15 protein-coding genes and 1 tRNA gene are annotated in these 22,190 nt (G+C 66.8%); 12 read left to right on the forward strand and 4 right to left on the reverse strand.

All coding sequences use genetic code 11. The annotated features are described in order from the left end of the window. The first annotated feature begins 32 nt into the window (after positions 1 to 32). The 7 genes from HNQ52_RS14545 (at position 33) to HNQ52_RS14575 (ending at position 8,959) form a co-directional block, all read left to right on the forward strand. Positions 33 to 719, forward strand: a complete 687-nt coding sequence (locus tag HNQ52_RS14545) for a GspH/FimT family pseudopilin (protein ID WP_183961912.1) — start codon at positions 33 to 35, stop codon at positions 717 to 719. Continuing rightward, positions 716 to 1,255, forward strand: coding sequence for a type IV pilus modification protein PilV (gene pilV, locus HNQ52_RS14550; RefSeq protein WP_281378052.1), 540 nt, complete (start codon positions 716 to 718; stop codon positions 1,253 to 1,255). Before HNQ52_RS14545 ends, pilV begins: the two co-directional genes overlap by 4 nt. Positions 1,256 to 1,278: 23 nt before the next feature. Next, complete coding sequence (locus HNQ52_RS14555) at positions 1,279 to 2,568, forward strand: PilW family protein (RefSeq protein WP_183961914.1); 1,290 nt, start codon at positions 1,279 to 1,281, stop codon at positions 2,566 to 2,568. A 27-nt stretch (positions 2,569 to 2,595) separates the two neighbouring features. Beyond that, positions 2,596 to 3,120: a pilus assembly PilX family protein gene (locus tag HNQ52_RS14560; RefSeq protein ID WP_183961915.1), complete on the forward strand. Its 525-nt coding sequence runs from the start codon at positions 2,596 to 2,598 to the stop codon at positions 3,118 to 3,120. Between the two features lie 32 nt (positions 3,121 to 3,152). Continuing rightward, positions 3,153 to 8,330 (forward strand): pilus assembly protein, encoded by a 5,178-nt coding sequence (locus tag HNQ52_RS14565; RefSeq protein ID WP_183961916.1) that lies wholly within the window; start codon positions 3,153 to 3,155, stop codon positions 8,328 to 8,330. Positions 8,331 to 8,427: 97 nt separating this feature from the next. Then, complete coding sequence (locus tag HNQ52_RS14570) at positions 8,428 to 8,829, forward strand: type IV pilin protein (protein ID WP_183961917.1); 402 nt, start codon at positions 8,428 to 8,430, stop codon at positions 8,827 to 8,829. A 53-nt stretch (positions 8,830 to 8,882) separates the two neighbouring features. Next, positions 8,883 to 8,959: transfer RNA gene (locus HNQ52_RS14575), tRNA-Asn, on the forward strand. A gap of 251 nt (positions 8,960 to 9,210) precedes the next feature. On the opposite strand, the gene HNQ52_RS14580 is transcribed toward HNQ52_RS14575, so the two are convergent. Beyond that, positions 9,211 to 9,744, reverse strand: coding sequence for a GspH/FimT family pseudopilin (locus HNQ52_RS14580; RefSeq protein ID WP_183962071.1), 534 nt, complete (start codon positions 9,742 to 9,744; stop codon positions 9,211 to 9,213). 188 nt (positions 9,745 to 9,932) lie between these two features. Here HNQ52_RS14580 and uvrB point away from each other — a divergent pair, with 188 nt between their 5' ends. Both uvrB and prpE read left to right on the forward strand, forming a co-directional pair. Next, a complete protein-coding gene (uvrB, locus tag HNQ52_RS14585) occupies positions 9,933 to 11,951 on the forward strand; it encodes an excinuclease ABC subunit UvrB (RefSeq protein ID WP_183961918.1) in 2,019 nt (672 codons plus the stop codon). A 348-nt stretch (positions 11,952 to 12,299) separates the two neighbouring features. Further along, positions 12,300 to 14,195: a propionate--CoA ligase gene (gene prpE / locus HNQ52_RS14590; RefSeq protein ID WP_183961919.1), complete on the forward strand. Its 1,896-nt coding sequence runs from the start codon at positions 12,300 to 12,302 to the stop codon at positions 14,193 to 14,195. Between the two features lie 118 nt (positions 14,196 to 14,313). Here prpE and HNQ52_RS14595 read toward each other — a convergent pair whose 3' ends face one another. Continuing rightward, entirely contained in the window at positions 14,314 to 15,669 is a 1,356-nt protein-coding gene (locus HNQ52_RS14595) for a DEAD/DEAH box helicase (protein WP_183961920.1), read from the reverse strand. Between the two features lie 330 nt (positions 15,670 to 15,999). Between HNQ52_RS14595 and HNQ52_RS14600 the strand changes: the two genes are divergently transcribed. Together HNQ52_RS14600 and HNQ52_RS14605 are read left to right on the forward strand one after the other, a co-directional pair. After that, entirely contained in the window at positions 16,000 to 16,869 is an 870-nt protein-coding gene (locus tag HNQ52_RS14600; protein ID WP_183961921.1) for a phytanoyl-CoA dioxygenase family protein, read from the forward strand. A 34-nt stretch (positions 16,870 to 16,903) separates the two neighbouring features. Next, a complete protein-coding gene (locus tag HNQ52_RS14605; protein WP_343059379.1) occupies positions 16,904 to 18,307 on the forward strand; it encodes an MFS transporter in 1,404 nt (467 codons plus the stop codon). A gap of 329 nt (positions 18,308 to 18,636) precedes the next feature. On the opposite strand, the gene HNQ52_RS14610 is transcribed toward HNQ52_RS14605, so the two are convergent. Next, on the reverse strand, positions 18,637 to 19,134 hold the full coding sequence (locus tag HNQ52_RS14610; RefSeq protein WP_183961923.1) for a C40 family peptidase: 498 nt from the start codon (positions 19,132 to 19,134) through the stop codon (positions 18,637 to 18,639). Positions 19,135 to 19,264: 130 nt separating this feature from the next. Between HNQ52_RS14610 and HNQ52_RS14615 the strand changes: the two genes are divergently transcribed. Next, positions 19,265 to 19,744 (forward strand): FKBP-type peptidyl-prolyl cis-trans isomerase, encoded by a 480-nt coding sequence (locus tag HNQ52_RS14615; protein ID WP_183961924.1) that lies wholly within the window; start codon positions 19,265 to 19,267, stop codon positions 19,742 to 19,744. A 115-nt stretch (positions 19,745 to 19,859) separates the two neighbouring features. Here HNQ52_RS14615 and HNQ52_RS14620 read toward each other — a convergent pair whose 3' ends face one another. Beyond that, a complete protein-coding gene (locus HNQ52_RS14620) occupies positions 19,860 to 22,100 on the reverse strand; it encodes a DUF11 domain-containing protein (protein ID WP_183961925.1) in 2,241 nt (746 codons plus the stop codon). Positions 22,101 to 22,190 lie beyond the last annotated feature (90 nt).

Genomic DNA, 22,190 nt, shown 5'->3' on the forward strand with positions numbered 1-22,190 from the left:
CGAGGCTGTCGAAAGCGCACTGATTGCGCCACTTGTCGCCAAACATCGCGCAGAGCTCATCTGTCGTCCGGCATTTTGTACCGCTCATCGCGACCCGTGAATCGGCGTTCAGGTTGCTGGTTAACATTTCCACTGGCTCCTTTTGGGGGAAGTCCGTGGCAAAGCGTCCCACCCGTCCCGGCCCGTCGCGCCGCCGGCATTCGGGCTTCAACCTGATCGAGCTGATGATTGTCATCGCCATCGCGGCGATCGGCCTGTCGCTCGCGTTGCCGAGCTTCACCGATGCGATGGCGCGCAACCGCATCGCCTCGACCACCAACGAGTTCATCGCGTCGGTGATGTACGCACGCAGCGAGGCCCTGCAGCGCAACACCGTGACCGGTCTGTGTGCGAGCGCGGACAAGGCGGCATGCACCGGCACATGGAGCCAGGGCTGGATCGTCTGGGCCGACATCGACCGCGACGGCGTGCTCGGCGCCGACGAAGTGCTGCGCCAAGGCACGGTCAGCGAGAAGGATTCGTTCACCTCGGCGGCGACGAACGCGATCGAGTTCGGACCGCGCGGCCTGCCCGAGGTCGGCGTTCCGGCCGACGGCGCGCCCTTCGTGCTCGAACCGGACGACTGCGACGAAGGCAAGCCGATGCGGCGCGTCATCACCATTTCAGCCATCGGCCAGGTTCGCACCGGCCGCACGGACGGGGATTTGCTATGCGAATGATCCCAGCAAGACACAGGCCGGCGGCGCGCGGCTTTTCCCTGATCGAAGTCATGATCGCGGTGCTGGTGCTGTCGATCGGGCTGCTCGGCATGGCCGCGCTGCAGGGCATGTCGCTGCAGAACGCGCGCAGCGCGAACTATCGCTCGCAGGCGACCAATCTGGCCTACCAGTTGATCGACTCGATGCGCGGCAACCGCACGAGCGCGAACCTTTCGGGCTATCTGTCCGGGCTCGACAGCTGGACGCCGGTGTGTGCCGGGCCGGCGGCGACGCCGCCATCCGATTGCGTCGGCGCCAGCGTCAACCCGGTTGTCTGCGACGTGGCGCGTTGGCAGGACCGCATCTGTCGCGACCTTCCGAACGGGCGTGGCCGCATCGTCGGTGCATTCGCCACCGCGCCGGGCACCACCAGCGGCACGGTCACGGGCGATATCGTCGTGCAGCTGTGCTGGGCCGACGATCTTCGCAACTACGACGCCTCCGCGGATTGCTCCGACGACGGCGAGACGCTCTTCAGCACGAGTACGACCCTGTGAACGCACGTCATCTCCCGACCGCAATGCCCAACGTACGGCTGCGACAGGCCGGCCTGTCGTTGATCGAACTCATGATCGCGATCACGATCGGCGTGGTGCTGATGCTCGGCATGGTGGAAGTCTTCGGCACCACGCGCGCCGTCTACCAGACCACGTCCGCGCTGTCGCGCGTGCAGGAAGGCGGGCGCTTCGCGATGGATTTCATCCGCGGCGACCTTCGCATGGGCGGCCAGTGGGGCTGTTTCAACGAATACCAGCCGTTGCGGCGTTTCTACAACCACACCGCGACGGCGTTCACTGCCGATGGAACACCGATCGAATCGAGCGCGAACTGGGCGTTCCGCACCGACCTTCCGATCGAGGGATTCGAGTACGAAAACACGGCGCCGGGCGAGGCCGTCGCGTTGACGCAAGTGCCGTCGCTGGTCGACGCCGGCAGCAAATGGTCGCCGACCCTGCCTGCGGACGTGTTCGCCTGGGTGTCGGACGCGGAAGCTCCTGCCGTGGTCAACAGCGACATCTTCGTGGTGCGTTACGCGAGCGCCGACTACGTGCCGATCAAGGGCAGCGATCTTGCCGCGGGGCGGATGTCGGTGGCCGCCGCGGATCAGGATTTCATCGATCAGGGCGCCATGTACGTGGCGACCGACTGTCGCCAGATCAGCCTGTTCCAGGTCAACACGGCGCCTTCGATCGAAGACACCTTGCCCGCCGGCGATGGGGTCGAGGCCGTCTTCACCTCGGTGGTCGGCGGCGGAAGCTGGAATCAGGCCATTCCCGATTCCGATCCGCCGGGCTGGAAGGAGTACTACTACGGCACCAGCACCATCGGCGAAGGATCGCCGCTGCATCGCTACCGCATTGCGATCTACTACGTCGGGCTGCCGCAGGATGAGACGGCTCCGTCGCTGATCCGTCGCGAGCTGATTCTCGACGCAGCGGGCCTGCCGGTGATCGGGCCGCCGCAACGGCTGGTCGACGGCATCGAGTCGATGCAGCTCACCTTCGGCGTCAGCGCGGCAATGGCCACGTCGTCGGTCAGCGAACTGCAGGGCCTTCCGCCCAATGCCTATGTCACCGCCGAGACTCTCGCGAACGGCGAAAACGACAACACCACCTCGGCGTACGTCAACAACATGCGCCGCATCAAGAAGGTGCGCGCGGCATTGCTGCTGCGTGGTCTGGAAACCGCCGCCGTGCAGGGCGGTGATGCGAACTACAACGTCGGCGACGTGACGTTCACTTCGGGCGCCGGCGACGCGAATCTGCGTGCCGTGTACGAAGCGGTGGTCGCCGTGCGCAACCGTTACTGAGCCCGGGTATTGCCCATGAAATGTCCGATGAACCATCCAGTCCCCCCGCCGCATGCACGCGGCCAGCGCGGCGCGGCGCTGTTCGTTGCCCTGATGCTGCTGGTGATCGTTTCGATCCTCGGCGTGTCGGTCGCGCAGGTGACCGCGCTGCAGGAGCGCATGGCGAGCAACTACCGGGTCGACGACCTCGCATTCCAGAGCGCCGACGGATTCCTGCGTGCGCGCGAGCTGGACATTTCCGCACGGTTGTCCGCCGACAAGTCGGCCGATTGCCGACCGGATCCGAGCATCGGCGGCGCGAACATGATCCCGACCTGGAAAGAGGGCGCCACGGTGAGCGAGTCGGCGTTCGAATCCATGCAGGGGGACTTCGGCGCAGGCCGCTCGAGCGGCATGGTCGGCAATCTCGACACCGCCATCGGCGAGGTGTCCGCCGGCAGCTGGCAGTGCCTCATGTTCCGTGTGGCAGCCGTGGGTGTCGGCGTCGATGACGAAGACGCCGCGGATGCCTCGGCCCGCACCATCGTGCAATCCACCTACATCTTGGAGTGACCGGGCACGCCCCGGTCCTTGAGGAGTTGACCATGCGATTTCTGCCCCTGCGCCTGCTCGCCGTCACGGCAACGCTCGTCGTGCTTGCCGGACACTCGGCTCCTGCGTGGTCCGCTCTGGACGTCGCGCAGTCGCCACTGTATCTGGAGAGCGCAACGCCGCCACTGAACATGCTCGTGATGGGCAAGGACCACAAGCTGTACTACGAGGCCTACAACGACGCCTCGGATCTCAACGGCGACGGCATTCTCGACATTGGCTACAAGGGCTGGGAGCTCAAGAGCCCGGCGCCGTCCGATCCGGAGGAGTCGCGCTACAAGATCGACTATTACGGCTATTTCAACTCCTATGCCTGCTACAGCTACACCGCCGGCAAGTTCTCGCCGGTGTCGGCGACGACGAACAAGCAGTGCTCCGGCACGTGGAGCGGCGACTTCCTCAACTACCTCACCACCGGCCGCGGCGACGCGCTGAAGAAAGTGCTGTACGGCGGAGACCGATTCGTCGACACCGACAGCTCGACGGTACTGCAGACCAACTACGTCACGCACGACGCGCACTCGTGGGGCAAGGAATATCTGAGCGTCGCGCGCGATGGCTACAACATCGCCAGCTACACGCCCTTGCCGTTGCCGAGTGCGAATCGCTATCACCTGTTTGCGGTGACCTCGCTGACCAACCCCGACGGCTCCGCCGACGGCGGCGCACCCGTGCTGCGCGTGTTGCGCAGCAGTCCGTACCGCATCTGGGAGTGGGTCTCGATCGAAGGTCCGGTGGCCGATACGCGCTGTCTGCACGGCGGCAACGGCCCGGATTGCGTGGGTACGACCACGCCCGCCCATCCCGGCCACCCGGGATCGCGAGCCGCCTTCAACACGATGGAAACGACGTACGCCATCGCTGCGAACCAGTACGGCGGTACGGTCAGTCGCAACAGCATCAACTGCCAGGACAACAACTGCAACCCGAACGGCACGGATGATGACTATCTCAGCATCGCGACGGGCATGTTCCGCATTCGCGATCAGAACGCCGCCGGCGGAACCTACCGTTTCCGTATCGACGGAGACGATGTCATCGACTTCGAGCTGCGCACAAACCAGAACTGGGGCAATGCCACGGGATTGGTCGCCACGGCCGGTTGTTACACCACGGCCGGGCGTGGTTTCGGTGCGTGCGCGGGCAACGAGATGACCGCCAGCGTGACGCTCTCGCGGAATACGCGTTACTACTACAAGTTCCGCCACGAGGAGGGAGCTGGCGGCGACGGCTACCGACTGCAGTGGACCAAGACCGCAGGTTCGGTGGTGCTGGATCCGCGCTTGTTCGGCTGGACCACATTCGATGCGACGAGTGATCACCAGGGAAACGTGAATACCGGCGCGGCCGAAGCGCCCTCGTTCAATTTCTACAACCTGCGTCCGCCGCAGAGCAACGGTTCTTCGCGCGATGCCGACCGTTTTGTGCGCGTCGAAGTGTGTCCGTCGACCGCAGCGCTGCGCGAGGACAACTGCAAGGAGTATCCGGACGGAAACTACAAGCCGACCGGCGTGCTGCACGACTACGGCGAAACCGACCGCATGTTCTTCGGTCTGATCTCCGGCTCGCAGGTCAATAACCTGCAAGGTGGCGTGCTGCGGCGGAACGTGCTGAGTTTCCAGGAAGAAATCAACGCCGACGACGGCACCTTCAAGATCGGCGCGGGCGACAATGCGGTTCTCGACGGCGCGGATGGCATCGTCGGCACGATCAAGTCGCTGCGCATGATCGGCGGCAGCGGCGGCCAAGGCAGCAACTGGGCCTGGGGCGGCGGCACCGGTGACTGCCCGTCGATCGGCAATCGCGCCATCGTCAACGGCGAATGCCGCATGTGGGGCAATCCGATCGGCGAGATGATGTTCGAGGCGCTGCGTTATTTTGCCGGTGGGGAAGCGTACTCAGGATTCACCGCCACGCCCAGCGGACATGGCAACGGTGTGGGCGAGGAAACCACGCTCAAGCTCGCCACTCCCGCATGGAAGGATCCTTATGAATCCGTCGCCGACGGTGGTCTCGGCTACCGCGCCTGCGCCAAGCCGGTCATGACCGTGGTGAGCGACATCAATCCGTCGTACGACTCCGATCTGCCGGGCAATCCGTGGAACTCGGTCAGCATCACGTCGCCGGCCACGATCTCCAGCTTCAATGCCAACACCGTGGGCGGCCAGATCTGGAACCACGAATTCGGCGGCGCGCGGGACGTGTACATCGGCCAGTCCGGCACCGCGGCATCGGATTCGGCGCCGAGTGCAAAGTCCGCCTCGTCGTTCGGCAACATCCGTGGACTTTCGCCGGAGGAGCCGACCAAGGAAGGCACCTACTATTCCGCTGCAGTGGCGTACTACGGCAAGACCAACGACGCGATCAACGAAAACTCGGTCGAGAACCTGAGCACGTATTCGGTGGCCGTGGCATCGCCGCTGCCGAAGATCGAATTCCCGGTCGGCAACAACAAGCTCACGCTGCTGCCGTTCGCCAAGACCGTCAGCGGCACCTTCGGCGACGGCACGCGCAAGCCGACCAACACTATCGTCGACTTCTACGTCGAGAAGATCGTCAATCTGCCCGGCCAGCCGAGCGATACCGCAATCAACGCCGGCCGCGGCTATGCGCTGTTCCGCATCAACTACGAGGACGTGGAGCAGGGCAACGACCACGACATGGACGCCATCGTGCGTTACGAGGTCAAGCAGAACGCCAATTCCACCGTCACGGTGACGTTGACGTCCGAATATGCGGCGGGCAGCGCGAACCATGCGATCGGCTACACCATGACCGGCTCCACCAAGGACGGCATCTATCTGGAAGTCTGCGATCTGCGCGACGGCCAGCCCAACGACGGCACGACGGCGAGCTGCGCGCATCAGACCAACTACGCGTTCAACACACCGCCGGGTCGTGACCCGGGCTATTGCGCCACCAATCCGACATCGTCCGAATGCGCCGGCCTGCCGCCCACGACCACGCGCACGTTCACCGTCGGATCGTCCGGCGCCACGGTGCTGCGCGACCCGCTGTGGTACGCGGCCAAGTACGGCGGCTTCGACGACAACGACAACGACGGCGTGCCCGACAGCGGCGAGTGGGACTCGAAGGTGGCCGGAACGCCCGACAATTATTTCCTGGTCACCAACGCACTGACGCTGAAGGATCAGCTGGCCGAAGCGTTCAGCGAAATCGAGGCCGATTCGCAGCCCACCGGCGGTGTCGCCGCCAGCGGCGCGCGCCGCGATGCGGGATTCCTCGCGTTCATTCCGAGCTATTTCACCTCGAACTGGACCGGCGACATCAATGCCTACCGGCTGGATGCGGACGGCGAAATCGGCGACAAGGTCTGGTCCGCCGCCGAATCCATGCCCGAGCCGTCGGCGCGCAACATCTTTGCGGTGCGCGTGCCGGGCAAGACGGCGACGCGCGAAGTCGGCGCGTTCACCCGCGCAGGTCTGACGAGTGGCTCGTCGACGGCGCAGACGCGCCTGGGCCTGCCCACGCTGAGCAACGACCAGATAGACGACGTCATCGACTATCTGCGCGGCGACCAGACGCTCGAGCAGCAGAACGGCGGGACGTTCCGCGATCGCGATCGCCTGCTCGGCGACATCCTCAATTCGCAGCCCGAGGTGCTCAATACCGGCAACTACTCGTATGTGCGCCTGCTGCCAGAGGACGGCGGCGACTCCTACAACGAGTTCCTCGACGACAAATCCGAGCGTACGCCGGTGCTGTTCGTCGGCGCCAACGACGGAATGCTGCATGCCTTCGACGCCACCGAGACCGGCGGCGAGGAGATCTTTGCGGTCATCCCGAACTCCTCGCTGCCCAATCTGAAGGAGCTCATCGATCCGAACTACACGCATCGCTACTTCGTCGATGCGTCGGCCGTGCAGCGTGATGCCTACATCAACGGCGGCTGGAAGACGGTGCTGCTCAGCGGCATGGGCGCCGGCGGCAAGAGCATCATCGCGCTCGACGTCACCGATCCGGCGGCCGGCTTCACCGCCAGCAACGTGATGTGGGAATTCACCCACCCGGACATGGGCTATTCGTTCGGCCAGCCGCGAGTGGGCGTGCTGCAGGACGGAACGTGGGTGGCTGTGTTCGGCAACGGCTACAACTCCGCACGCCAGCGCGCGAGCCTGTTCGTGGTGCGCCTGTCCGACGGCGAACTGCTCAAGCAGATCGAGGTCGAAACCATCAGCGACGCGCAGGCCCTGCTGGACCCGAACGGCATGTCGTCGCCCGAGCTCGCCAGCCTCGACGACGATATCTACATCGACACCGCGTATGTCGGCGACTACCACGGCAATCTGTGGAAGATCAATCTGGGCGGCGCCTCGTCGACCTGGGGCATCGCCGGGGGCGGCAACGAGCCGATGTTCCAGGCCCACGGTCCGGCGGTCACGGGCTTCCCCGACGGCAAGCGCCAGATCATTACCGGGTCCATCGGACTGTCGCGCCATCACCTCGGCGGACTGATGGTGTTCTTCGGCACCGGCCGCTACATGCTGACCGGCGACAACGCGGTGGAGGCCGATCCGGACATCGAGACCTTCTACGGCCTGTGGGACAACGCGGGCAAGAATGCGGTCGCGACGATCGCCGACCGCAGTGCGCTGCAGCAGCAGCAGCTCGGCCAGCAGGGATCGACGGAAAGCAGCATCGCGCGCACCGGCAGCAACAACGCCGTGCGCTGGGACGAGAAGTCCGGATGGTTCCTCGACCTCAAGCTCAACGGCCTGGATCCGCGCGGCGAGCGCGTGCTGGGCCTGCCGACGGTCGGTCTGGGACGCGTGGTGTTCACGACCTTCACGCCGGTCGGCAACGAGTGCGAGCCCGGCGGCGAGAACTGGCTGTATGTGCTGAATGCGTCGACCGGCGGCGTGTCGCTGCCGACCGGCGAGTTCACCGCGGCCACCAACGGTGGCGACGATTCGGTGGGTGGTGGCGACTGCACCGGCGACTGCACGGTGGCGAGTTCGTCGCTGGGCTCGGGGCCGCCGACGGTTGCGCCCCCGATCGTGACGACGCCGCCGTCGACCGAACCCGATCCCGCCACCGGCGCCGCGTTGTGTTCGTCGAGCAAGATCCGCATCCAGGTGCTCACGCCGGACGGCCTCAAGGAATTCACGTGCATGACGCCGGGTCGGTCGTCCTGGCGAGAAATCCGCTGACCCATGGGCGGGCTGTCACGCGTATGCTGACGTGACAGCCCGCGTTCCGCCGGGACGCGATGCGATGTCCATACAACGAAGGGTTTGGGGAACGCCGATGAAACGCCGCAGCAACGCATCCGGATTCACGCTGATCGAACTGGTCATCGTCGTGGCCATCGTCGCCATTCTCACGGCCATCGCCGTGCCGGCCTACAACGATCAGGTACGCAAGAGCCGCCGGGCGGACGGCAAGGCGGTCGCGCTGCAGATGGTGCAGGGGCTCGAACGCTGGCACACGGTCAACAACACCTATGCCGGCTACGCGGAAACGATGTCCTCCCCGTCGGGCGATCCCGATCCGCACTACGAGATCACCGCCTCCGACCTGACCGTGACCACCTACACCGTCACCGCGGAGCCGCAGAACGGCCAGACCGAGGACAAGTGCGGGACCATGACCGTGGACCAGACCGGCGCCAAGACGCCGACCGGCGGCGATCTCGACGATTGCTGGTAGTCCTCTCGACGGCCCTTGACCCTCGCGTTCCATCGGCTAGAATACGCGGCTCCGCCCGAGTAGCTCAGCCGGTTAGAGCACTTGACTGTTAATCAGGGGGTCGTTGGTTCGAGTCCAACCTCGGGCGCCAGATACGCGAAGGCCTGCAGCGATGCAGGCCTTTTGCGTTTTCGGCAGTGCCGTTTTTGATCGTTCCGTGTTTCCTGATGGGCACGGCTCGAGGCTCGGTGCAGGTGTTCGTGCATCGCGCAATGTGGGCGGACGTCGCGCGCAGCCACTCGTTGTTCGGTGCTGCGTGTGGAACGCCGGCTGGGGCGCGGGTGCCAGCGTTCGGTCGTCGCGCGGGATGCTGCAAGTCTGATTGGACCCTGCGTCTGCCGCTCAGAAGCACGCCGTCATCGTCGCCACTTCCGCCGCCGTCGACGCCCGCGTCCGGCCGGTGTTGCTCGTCACCAGACCCTGCAATGGCGCGCCCTGAGCGTCGCACAGCTTCACGGTGAGGTTGCTGCCTTCGGCCATGCCGTTGGGCTTGAAGGTGACGCGGCTGCGGTGCTTGCTGCTGCGGATGGCCACGTCGCCCGCGAAGCCGATTTCGGTGCGCAGCAGGGTGTCGCTTCCGCCCAGGGTGCCGTCGGCATTACGGTCCAGGAACAGGATCCAGCCGCTGTCCCAGATGCCGTCCTTGCGGCAGCCGGTCGCCTCGTCGCCGGGGCACAGGATCGCCGGGGCGCGGTGCACGATGGCCGCTTCGCGCGCCGCGGCAAAGCCGGTCATCATCAGGTTGTGCGAGGCGGCGACGGTGTTGCGCGCGGTGAAGTTGGCGAAGGTCGGCAGCGAGAGGCTGAGCAGCACGGCGGCGATCGCCAGGGTCATCAGCAGTTCGATCAGGGTGAGGCCGGTCTGGTGTCTGTTCATGGGACATCTCCGTGGGCGTTGAGCGTGGAGCCAGTGTGGCTTTCGCCCGGACGGCCCGGCATCGGCGCTCCGCGCGCCGTCGCTAGGAGTTTTCGCAGTCCGTCTGCGAGGCGTGCGCGCGGTTGAGGAACCGCTGCGTTGCCCCTACCTTTTCATGCTCACGCCGCCACGACGCAGGAATCCGCCGCATGTCCCAGCCGTTCCAGCTCGTCGCACCGTTCGAACCCGCCGGCGACCAGCCGCAGGCGATCCGCCGCCTGATCGACGGCTTCGAGGCCGGTCTCGCGCACCAGACCCTGCTCGGCGTCACCGGTTCGGGCAAGACCTACACCATCGCCAACGTGGTGCAGGCGGTGCAGCGTCCCACCATCGTCATGGCGCCGAACAAGACGCTCGCGGCGCAGCTCTACGGCGAATTCAAGGAGTTCTTCCCGCACAACGCGGTCGAGTACTTCGTCAGCTACTACGACTACTACCAGCCCGAGGCCTACATCCCCTCGTCGGACACGTTCATCGAAAAGGACAGCTCGATCAACGAGCACATCGAGCAGATGCGGCTGTCCGCCACGAAGGCGCTGCTCGAACGCCGGGATTCGCTGATCGTCGCGACGGTGTCGGCCATTTACGGCCTCGGCGATCCGAGCGAATACCACCAGATGGTGCTGCACATGGTGCGCGGCGAGCGCATCGACCAGCGCGAACTGATCCGCCGCCTCACCGAGATGCAGTACACCCGCAACGAGTTCGAGGTGCGGCGCGGCACCTACCGCGTGCGCGGCGAGCTCATCGACGTGCATCCGGCCGAGAACGAAACCGAGGCGCTGCGCATCGAGCTGTTCGACGGCGAGATCGAGAAACTGAGCCTGTTCGATCCGCTCACAGGCGAAGTGATTCGCAGCATCCCGCGCTACACCGTCTATCCGAAATCGCACTACGTCACCACGCGCCGCACCGTGCTCGAAGCGATCGAGGCGATCAAGATCGAGCTCAAGGACCGGCTCGAACAGCTCTACGCGGCCAACAAGCTGGTCGAGGCGCAGCGCCTGCAGCAGCGCACCACGTTCGATCTCGAGATGATGGCCGAAATCGGCTACAGCCAGGGCATCGAGAACTACTCGCGCCACCTCACCGGCCGCATGGCCGGCGAGCCGCCGCCGTGCCTGTTCGACTATCTGCCGGCGGATGCGTTGCTGGTGGTCGACGAATCGCACGTCACCATTCCGCAGCTCGGCGCGATGTACAAGGGCGACCGCTCGCGCAAGGAGAATCTCGTCGAATACGGCTTCCGCCTGCCGAGCGCGCTCGACAACCGCCCGCTGAAGTTCGACGAGTGGGAGCGCCGCGCGCCGCGCGCGATCTACGTCTCGGCAACGCCCGGCAAGTACGAAATGGACAAGGCCGAAGGCAGCGTCGTCGAACTCGTGGTGCGGCCGACCGGGCTCATCGATCCGGTCGTGGAGATCCGCCCGGTCGGCACCCAGGTCGACGATCTGCTGTCGGAAGTGAACGAACGCGTCGCGATGGGCGACCGCGTGCTCGTCACCACGCTCACCAAGCGCATGGCCGAGAACCTCACCGAGTACCTCGCCGAGCACAACGTGAAGGTGCGCTACCTGCATTCGGACATCGAGACCGTGGAGCGCGTGGAGATCATCCGCGACCTGCGCCTGGGCGTGTTCGACGTGCTGATCGGCATCAACCTGCTGCGCGAAGGCCTCGACATGCCGGAGGTGTCGCTGGTTGCGATCCTCGATGCGGACAAGGAAGGTTTTCTGCGTTCGGAAGGCTCGCTGGTGCAGACCATCGGTCGCGCCGCGCGCAACCTGCGCGGCAAGGCGATCCTGTACGCCGATCGCGTGACGCGCTCGATGCAGGCAGCCATCGACGAAACCGACCGGCGCCGCGCGAAGCAGGTCGAATACAACGCCGAACACGGCATCGAGCCCAGGGGCATCGTCAAGAAGATCACCGACGTGATGGAAGGCGCACGCGAGGCCGCGAACGACGAGCGCCTGCCGAAGGGCCGCACGCGCAGCAAGGTGGCCGAGGCCAAGGCAGACTACCGCGCGATGACGCAGGAACAGATCACCGCGACGATGAAGAAGCTCGAACAGCAGATGTTCAAGCACGCGCAGGATCTCGAGTTCGAGGAGGCCGGAAAGCTGCGCGACGAAATCCAGCGGCTCAAGGCGATGCTGCTGGCGTAGCGGGTTCCATCCTGCCAGTGTCGCGGTGCGGCGTTCCCTCTTTCGCCGCGCAGCGAGCGCGACGCCCCCGTTTTTCGATGTCCCGAAGCCGTATCGGGCTCGCATTCCTTCTCCCCTCGGGAGAAGGTGCCCGGCAGGGCGGATGAGGGCGCCACCTCGCACGTTACGTAGACTGTCATGCCGGAGCGGTTGGACTTCGACGACGGCTGCGAAGACCCTCCACGCACGCCCTCATCCGCCTTCGGCACCTTCTCCCGAGGGGAGAAGGGAGCAGCGTTCGACAAAGGTCGGATTCGCGCCGGGTTCCGCCGCAGTACGCTTGGCATCCAGCTGTCTGCGAGCCGTGCCATGCGTTACGAAGACTTCTATCGCGCGTCCATCGACACGCCCGAGGCGTTCTGGGCCGACCAGGCGAAGGCCATCGACTGGCACCGCCAACCCGACACCATCCTCGACGATTCCAATCCGCCGTTCCGCCGCTGGTTCGTCGGCGGCGAGACCAACCTCTGCCACAACGCGGTCGACCGTCACCTGGCCGAACGCGCAGACCAGCTCGCGCTGGTGGCCATCTCCAGCGAAACCGGCCTCACGCGCGAGATCAGCTACCGCGAGCTGCATCGCGAGGTGAACACCTTCGCCGCGATCCTGCGCAGCCTCGACGTGGAGCGGGGCGATCGCGTGGTGATCTACATGCCGAACGTGGCCGAAGCGGTGTTCGCGATGCTGGCCTGCGCACGCATCGGCGCGGTGCACTCGGTGGTGTTCGGCGGGTTCGCCGCGCACAACCTCGCGTTGCGCATCGACGATGCGAGGCCGAAGCTGCTGATCGCCGCCGACGCCGGCAAGCGCGGCGGCAAGGTGATCCCGTACCAGCCGCTGATCGACGATGCCTGCAGACAGGCGCAGCATCCGCCGCCGCGCGTGCTGATCGTCGACCGCGGGCTGGATACCAACCGCCGCAGCGTTCCGGGCCGCGACCTCGACTACGCCACGCTGCGTGCGCAGCACGACGGCACGCAGGTGCCGGTGCAGTGGCTCGAATCGAACGAACCGAGCTACCTGCTCTACACCTCCGGCACCACCGGCAAGCCCAAGGGCGTGCAGCGCGACGTGGGCGGCTACGCGGTGGCGATGGCGCTGTCGATGTGGGCCATCTACGACGTGCGCGCCGGGCAGGTGATGTTCTCGACATCGGATGTCGGCTGGGCCGTCGGCCACTCGTACAACGTCTACGGTCCGTTGATCGCCGGCGCCACGTCGATCCTCTACGAGGGACTGCCGACGAACCCCGATCCCGGCATCTGGTGGCAGATCTGCGCGAAGTACGGCGTGCGCACCATGTTCTCCTCGCCCACCGGCATCCGCGTGCTGAAGAAGCAGGAGGCATCGTGGCTCACCAGGCACGATCTTTCCGCGCTGCAGTGGCTGTTCCTTGCCGGCGAACCGCTGGACGAGCCGACCGCGACGTGGATCAGCCAGGGCTTGCGCAAGCCCGTCATCGACAACTACTGGCAGACCGAAACCGGCTGGCCGGTGCTCACACTGATGCCCGGGCTCGACCTGAAACCGGTGAAATTCGGCTCGCCCGGCCTGCCGAGCCCCGGCTACAACACGCGCGTGATCGACGAGGCCACCGGCGCGGACGCGAAACCCGGCGAGAAGGGCGTGCTCGTCATCGTGCCGCCGTTGCCGCCGGGATGCATGAGCACGGTGTACAACGACGACCGGCGCTTCGTCGCGAGTTATTTCAGCCACTTCAGGCAGCTGCTGTACAGCTCGCTCGACTGGGCGGTGCGCGATGCGGACGGCTACACCTTCATCCTCGGTCGCACCGACGACGTGATCAACGTGGCCGGCCATCGCCTGGGCACGCGCGAGATCGAGGAATCGGTCTCGACGCATCCGGCGGTGGCGGAGGCGGCCGTGGTCGGCGTCCACGACGAACTCAAGGGCCAGGTGCCGATCGTCTTCGCGACACTGAAGCACGCCGGCGCGGACACGGCGCCCGCACTGGCGATGGCGATGCAGCAACGCGTGGTCGACCTGCTCGGCGGCGTGGCGCGGCCGGCACGGGTCTACATCGTCGGCGCGTTGCCGAAGACACGCTCGGGCAAGCTGCTGCGGCGCTCGCTGCAGGCGCTGGCGGAGGCGCGCGACCCGGGCGATCTGTCGACGCTGGACGATCCGAACGCGCTGGAGGAGATCACCCGCATCCTGACGCGCGGACCGGACGCGGGCGCCTGAGCGCGGCAGGTCGCGGGTCTGCGCTGCATTTTCATCGCAAAAAAACGCGCCCGGCATGCGGGCGCGTTCGTGGTTCCGGTCCGTCGCCCCGCGAAGGGGACGCGGACGCGGTTGCAGGTCAGAACCGCGTCGTGCCCTGGCGGCGCTGGCCGCCGTTGCCGCCGCGGCCGGACGACGCGCCCCGCCCGGCAGGCGCGGCGCCACGTCCGCCGGCGTTTGCATTCGGCGTGCGCGGACGGTGCGCGGCCGCGCCCGGCCGCTGCGCCGGCCGGCCGGACGGACGCGCATTCGCCGGGCGACGCGCCGCCGCCAGCGAGCCGTTCATCTGCAGCGGACGCGACGGCTCGAAACCCGCCACCGGCGCCAGCGAGATGTCGGCGTTGAGCAGCTTCTGGATGTCGCGCAGCAGCGGACCTTCTTCCGGCGACACCAGCGAGATCGCCTCGCCCGTGCTGCCGTTGCGGCCGGTGCGGCCGATGCGGTGCACGTAGTCTTCCGCAATCGTCGGCAGGTCGTAGTTGATCACGACCGGCAGCTGATCGATGTCGATGCCGCGCGCGGCGATGTCGGTGGCGACGAGCACGGTGCACTTGCCGCTCTTGAACTCGCTCAGCGCCTTGGTGCGCGCACCCTGCGACTTGTTGCCGTGGATCGCGGCGGCCTTCATGCCGGCGGCTTCGAGCTGCTCGGCCAGGCGGTTCGCGCCGTGCTTGGTGCGGGTGAAGACCAGCGTCTGTCGGCGGCTGTCCTGCGCCATCAGGTGCAGCAGCAGGTCCTTCTTGCGCCCGGCGTCGACCGGGTGCGCGCGGTGTTCGATCGTCGCGACCACGGTGTTCTTCGGCGTCACCTGCACTTCGACCGGATTGCGCATGAACTGCTGCGCGAGCTGCTTGATCGGCTCGGCGAACGTGGCCGAGAACAGCAGGGTCTGGCGGTTCTGCTTCGGCAGGGTGGTGATGATGCGCTTCATTGCGGGCAGGAAGCCCATGTCGAGCATGCGGTCGGCTTCGTCGAGCACGAGGATCTCGATCTTCGACAGGTCGACCGAGCGGCGCTCCATGTGGTCGATGAGGCGACCGGGCGTGGCGACGAGGATGTCGAGGCCGCGACGCAGGGCGTCGAGCTGCGGGTTCATGCCGGCGCCGCCGTAGATGGCCGCGCTCTGCAAACGCACATGCTTGCCGTAGTCGCGCACGGATTCGTGCACCTGCAGCGCGAGCTCGCGGGTGGGGGTGAGGACGAGGGCGCGCGGCGCGCGCGCGCCGCGGCGCGGTTCGCCCTGCGCGAGGCGATGCAGCAGCGGCAGCGAGAACGCGGCGGTCTTGCCGGTGCCGGTCTGCGCGCCGGCGAGCATGTCGCGGCCTTCGAGCGCGAACGGAATGGCTTGCTCCTGGATCGGCGTGGGCGTGGTGTAGCCCAGTTCGGCCAAGGCGCGGACGAGCCCGGGCGCGAGCCCGAGGGATTCGAAAGACATGGAAGCTCCAGAGTCTGATAACCCGGAGCGTTCCCGAAAACCGCGCTGCAGGTCGATGATGAGGTCGGAGCGAGCGAAGATTCGCGCGTTCCGAATCGAAGCAGCGACGGCGTGCGGTGGGGTGCATGGAGAATGCGACCCGAAGGGAATACGCGACGGCCGGTGCAACGAGCCCGCCGATTCTACCCGAAGCCGGACAAAAACGCCATTGCGGCGCGGGTTTGGCGCGACTTCGTCAGCGCCGATTCATGCGCGCTGCGCGGCGCGGCGCGTGCCGGGGCGCGGCGCTCGCGCTAGAGTCGGGCTTCCGCCGTCCGCTGCATCGATGCCATGCCGTCGTACCTCACTGCCGACCAGGTTTCCGCGTTCCATCGCGATGGCGTTCTGTGTCTTCCCGGGTTTGCCAGCCGCAGCGACTGCGAGGGGCTGATGGCACGCGCTGCGCAGCTGGTGGACGCGTTCGAGCCGGCGCGGTTTCCGAGCGTGTTCACCACGGCCGCACGCACGCCAAGCCGCGATGCGTATTTTCTCGGCTCCGGCGCGGACATCCGGTTTTTCCTCGAACCCGAAGCGATCGGTCGCGATGGCGGGCTCACGTGTCCGAAGCACGAGGCGATCAACAAGATCGGCCACGGCCTGCACGATCGCGATCCGGTGTTCGACCGCTTCTCGCGCGATGGCCGGCTGGCCGCGCTCGTCGACGATCTCGGCCTCGCGCAGCCGACGCTGATCCAGTCGATGTACCTGTTCAAGTCCCCGCGCATCGGTGGCGAGGTGGCCTGCCATCAGGATGCGACGTTTCTCGCTACCGAACCGGACACGGTGATCGGCCTGTGGTTCGCGCTGCAGGACGCCACGCGCGAGAACGGCTGCATGTGGGCGCTGCCGGGCGCGCACCGCGACGGGCTGCGCGCGCGCTTCGTGCGCACCGGGGACGCCACCACGCAGATGCGCGTGCTCGATCCGACCCCGTACCCGCTGTTCGATCCGCACCGCGCCGACGATGGCCCGTACGTGCCGCTGGAGGCCGCGCAGGGCACGCTCGTGGTGCTGCACGGGCTGCTGCCGCACCTGTCCGGCGCGAACCGCTCGCCGCGCTCGCGCCACGCCTATGCGGTGCACGTGCTCGACGGCAGCGTGCCGTACGCGGCCGACAACTGGCTGCAGCGGCCGCCCGAGGATCCGGCGCGCGGCTTCTGAGACTGGCGATGGTGCCTTGCGCATCGCGTGTGCGATGCTTCGGCGATATCGCCCCCGGACTCCGCAGGACCGTACCGATGCCAGCCTCGATCTTCCAGACGCGGTGCGCCGCATGAGCGTGCCGTCGCCGTCGATCCTCGCCGAACACCGCGCCGACGTGCCGCCCGTGCGCCGACGCGAGGTGCTGGCGTGGGCCTTCTTCGACTTCGCCAATTCCGGCTACACCACGGTAGTCATCACGGCGGTGTTCAACGCGTTCTTCGTCGGCGTCATCGCCGGCGATGCGAGCTGGGCGACGTTCGCGTGGACGCTGGCGCTGTCGGCCTCGTACGCGCTGAACATGCTGACCGGCCCGCTGCTCGGCGCGTACGCGGACCTGCGCGCGCGCAAGCGCGAACTGCTGGTGATCAGCACCGCACTGTGCATGCTCGGCACCGCGGCGCTGTGGTTGTGCGGGCCCGGCGACGTGGCGCTGGCGCTGACCATCATCGTCATCGGCAACTTCGCCTTCGGCATGGGCGAGAACCTCATCGCCGCGTTCCTGCCCGAATTGGTGAAGCCCGAGGCGATGGGCAAGGTGTCGGGCTGGGGTTGGGGCCTGGGCTACGTCGGCGGGTTGATCACGCTGGCGCTGTGCCTGTGGTGGATCCTGCGCGGCGACCGTCCCGCCGCCGAGACCGTGCCCACCACGATGCTGATCACCGCCGCCATCTTCGCCCTGGCGGTGCTGCCGACGATGTTCCTGCTGCGCGAGCGCGCGCGGCCGCAACCGGTCTCGAACGCGCAGGTGTGGGCGCTCGCGAAGTCGCGCGTGCTCGATGCACTGCGCGGCGGCCACGGTCTGCTCGATCTGCGCCGGTTCCTGTGGTGCATCGTGAGCTACCAGGCCGGAGTACAGACGGTCATCGCGCTTGCGGCCATCTACACCCAGCAGGCGCTCGGCTTCAGCACGGCGCAGAGCATCCAGCTGATCATGGTGGTGAACATCACCGCCGCGCTCGGCGCGTTCGTGTTCGGTTTCCTGCAGGACCGCTTCGGCCACCGGCCGATGCTGGCGGTGACGCTGCTCGGCTGGCTGCTCGCGATCGGCCTGCTGTACGCCTCCACCACCAACACGATGGTGTGGATCGCCGCGAACGTGGCCGGGCTGTGCCTGGGCGCATCGCAGTCGGCCGGGCGTGCGCTGGTCGGTTACCTGTGCCCGCCGGAACGCGAGGCCGAGATCTTCGGGCTGTGGGGACTGGCGGTGAAATTCGCCTCGATCCTCGGCCCGCTCAGCTACGGCGTGGTAAACCTGCTGACCACGGGCAACCATCGGCTGTCGATCGCGGTGACGGCGGTGTTCTTCGTCGTCGGGCTGCTGTTGCTGCTGCGGGTGGACGTGGCACGCGGGCATCGGGCAGCGCACACGGTGGCCGCACATCCGGAAGCGCCCTGATCGCGGTATCGAACGCGATTGCCGAAAGACCGAACGAAGCTTCCTTCTCCCATTGGGAGAAGGTGCCGGCAGGCGGATGAGGGCGAGTCACGTCAGCAGTCGCGAACCTGCACGCGTACCGTCTGTGATTCTGGCCCGATCGATGATCGACACCGGGCAGGCAGTTGCCTCCGAGGCCGCGAGCAATCGTGCAAGGTGGCGCCCTCATCCGCCTGCCGGCACCTTCTCCCGGTGGGAGAAGGACGCGATCCGGTGCGTTCCGGCAAGGACGCGATCCGGTGCGTTTCGGCGAGGGCGACGGTACGTTCGATTACCGAGAAAAGCACAGATCAACGCAACACACGCTTCGCGTAAAGATAGTTGTCCTTCCAGTACGCCCCGCCGAGCGCATCGAGCCGCACCGTGCCGCCCGTGGTCGGCGCATGCACGAAGCGGCCTTCGCCGACGTAGATGCCGATGTGGTTGACGCCGCCGCGGCCGAAGAACACGAGGTCGCCGGGCGCCAGCCTGTCGCGTTTCACCGTCGGCGCATCGACGGCCGCGATGTCGCGCGAGCTGCGCGGCAGCATCAGGCCCGCGGCCTCGCGGTAGACGAAGCCGACCAGGCCGCTGCAGTCGAACCCGCTCTCCGGGGTGTTGCCGCCGTAGCGGTACGGCGTTCCGACCAGGCCAAGCGCGCGGAACAGCACATCGTTGGCGCGGATCGACACGGGCAGGTCCGGCTCCCGCGCCGTGCGGGTCGGCGTGCCGCCCCCGCAGGCGCCCAGCAGCAGCGTGGCGGACAGCAGCAGGGCGAGGCGGGCACGGTTCGGGCGCGATGCGTTCATGCCGCCACGGTCCGGCACGGCGCCGGCCGCTGTCAAATCGCCGCCGCGGTTCGCCGCCGATGGCGGCCATGGATGCCGCTGCGGGGCCGACCGGCTATGCTGCGCACCCTTTCGCGGCCTGCGCACTCCGATGAACATCGAAAAGAACAGCGTTGTCTCCTTCCACTACACCGTGTCCGACGCCGACGGCGGCCGCATCGAATCCTCGCACGGGCAGGAACCGCTGGTGATCCTGCACGGTGCGGGCAACATCATCCCGGGCCTCGAAGCCGCGCTGACAGGCAAATCGGCCGGCGACAGGGTCGATGCCGTCATCCGCCCCGAAGACGCCTACGGCGAGCGGCGCGAGGATTTCGTGCAGCGCGTGCCGAAAAAATACTTCAAGCAAACGCGCCTGGAACCCGGCATGACGGTCGGCATCCAGACCGGCCAGGGCCCGCGCATGGTGACCGTGCTCAAGGTCGGCATGTCCGTGGTGGACGTGGATCTCAATCATCCGATGGCGGGCAAGACGCTGAAGTTCGAGATCGAGATCCTCGACGTGCGCGCCGCCACCGACGAAGAGATCGCGCACGGCCACGTGCACGGGCCGGGCGGACACCACCACTGAGTTGCGCGGAACGCGCGCCGCGGACGTGGTCCGGCGCGCACCGCTGATCCGGAAATGAAACGGGGCGCGGCGATCATCGCCGCGCCCCGTTTGTCTTGCGGCACCGGACGGTGGATCAGTCCTCGAAACCGTCGCTGAAGATGCCGATGGTCAGCAGGATGTCGGTGTCCGTGTCGGTGTTGTTGCCGGTGTCCGGGTCCGGCAGGCCGGCCGGGGAGGTGATCTCGGCGCTGGCCGTGGTCGGATCCTGGACGACGCTCAGGTCGACCGTCGCGGTGATCTCGTATTCCAGGCTCGCGCCCGGATCGAGCGTGACGAGGGCGAGGATGTCGCCGCTGCCGGACGCCGCCGGGCAGACGGCGCCGACGCCGGTGCAGGTCCATTCCACGTCGACGAGGTTGTCGGAAAGCGTGGTGCTCAGGCCGGCGTCGGTGGCCGTGTTCGGACCGTTGTTGGTCGCGATCAGCTGATACACCACCGTGTCGCCGTCGAGCACACCGCTCACGCCGTCGTCGATGCTGACCGCAAGATCCGCCGCGTCGAGCAGCGTGGTTTCCGCCACGGCCTCGTCGTTGGTCGGGTTCGAGTCGCTGCTGGATGTGACGACCGTGGCGATTGCGGAGAAATCGTCGACCACGGTGCTGTCGATGCCGGTCACGACTTCGATCGCGAGCGACTCGGCCGCGCCGAGCAGCGCAACGCTGCATTCGATCGTGCCGGTTTCGCCGACAGCCGGCGTGGTGCAGGTGAAGGCCGGATCGGCGTCGATCGAGGTGAACGTCACGCCCGTGGACAGAGACAGCGAATACTCGACGTCGAGCGCGTCGAGCGGGCCGGCGTTGGCGACCGTCGAGGAGTACGTCAGCGGGCCGCCGGCCAGCGCCGGTTCCGGCGTCGCGTCGAGCGTCACCGACACGTCGGTGGCGGCCACGTTGCAGACCGGAGCGCTGAGGATTTCCACATCTTCGATGAAGAAGTTGGAGACGGTTGCTCCGTCCACGTTGCCGAGCGTTTCGCTTTCGAAGCGCACGGTGTGGGCTGCATCGTCCGCGTAGGCCGAGATGTCGACCACGACCTCGGAATAGCCCACGGTGCCGCAGGCCGCGCCGAGCGCATCGGCACGCCACACTTCGTCGCCGTCGATCGTCAGGCGGACGAAGTCGGCCGCGCCGTTGCCGGCGTCGCAGTTGGCGGATTCGAACCAGAACGCCATCTCGGTGACGCCCGACTGGATCGTGACGGACTGTTCCATCGAGGCGGTCTCCGCCCCATCGGCAAAGCCGCCGAACCAGGTCCAGAAATCGCCCGTGCGGGGCCCGGTGCCGCCGCCCACGCCGCAGTTGGCGACGTCGCAGATCGGGGTGCCGAAGGTCGCCGACGTCTGCGTCCAGGTGTTGTCGACGAGACTGGTCTCGAAGCTCGGATCTCCGACGACGTTGCCGCCGCCGTTGCTGACGGTGGAGCTGTTGTTGCTGGTGGTGAAGTCGGACTCGGCGCCGTCGATGGTGGCGGTGTTGGTGATGCCGACGCAGGATTCGGCCACCGGATCGACCGTGATCGTGCACTCGGCCACGTCGCCGAGCGCCATGTCGCCGATGCTCCATGTGACCGTATTGCCCACGAGCGTGGTGGGGCAGCTGCTGTCGACGAATGTCACTTCGGCCGGCAACACATCGGTGACGATGACCTCTGTGGCAGGCTCGGGGCCGGCATTGGCGGCACTGAGCACGTAGGTGAACGGCGAATTGGCATTGACGCCGCCCGGTGCGGTCTTGACGATCGACAGGTCGGCCGCGACGAGCCCTTCCAGCGTGATCGCACCCGGGCCGTCGATGGTGTTGGAGAAGGGGCCTGCCTCGCCGTTCTCGAACGCGGTGGTCACCACGATGTACGTGGTGCCCGCCGTCAGCGCGGCGCCCGCGATCTCGGAGAAGCCGATCCCCGAGCTGTCGTCGTTGCCGATAATGCAGTTGGTCAGCGGCGCAAGCGGATCGAAGGCGTCTTCGTAGAGGAAGATGAATCCGTCGAAGCCGGTCTGTTCGCTGGTGATGGTGTACGCACCGTCGGTGTCGACGGAAAACGGCTGCAGGCTGTATCCCATCGGTCCCAGACCCGTGGCGCCGGTGCAGTCGGCGAACGGTCGGGTGTATTCGGGCGCGCCGGTGAGGTCGCCGGGATAGTTCACCGTCGCCTTGGCGACCGACAGTGCGCGTTTGCCGCCGGAATGCTCCTTCAACGCGTATTCATGCGCGCGTGCTTCGGCACGCAGGTCCTGTCGTGCGTTGGAATCGGACGGCGTGGCGTGCACGGCGGTGGCCGCGCACAGGGACAGTGCGATGCAGGCTAAACGGTTCATGAAAACCCCTCTCGACGATGGATGCGGCGATGGAAGTGGGATGCCACCGGGGTCGGTGTCGAGGGCGGTTGCCATGTGCCCCCGCATTCA

The organism is Chiayiivirga flava (assembly GCF_014202825.1).
GTDB lineage: Bacteria > Pseudomonadota > Gammaproteobacteria > Xanthomonadales > Xanthomonadaceae > Chiayiivirga > Chiayiivirga flava.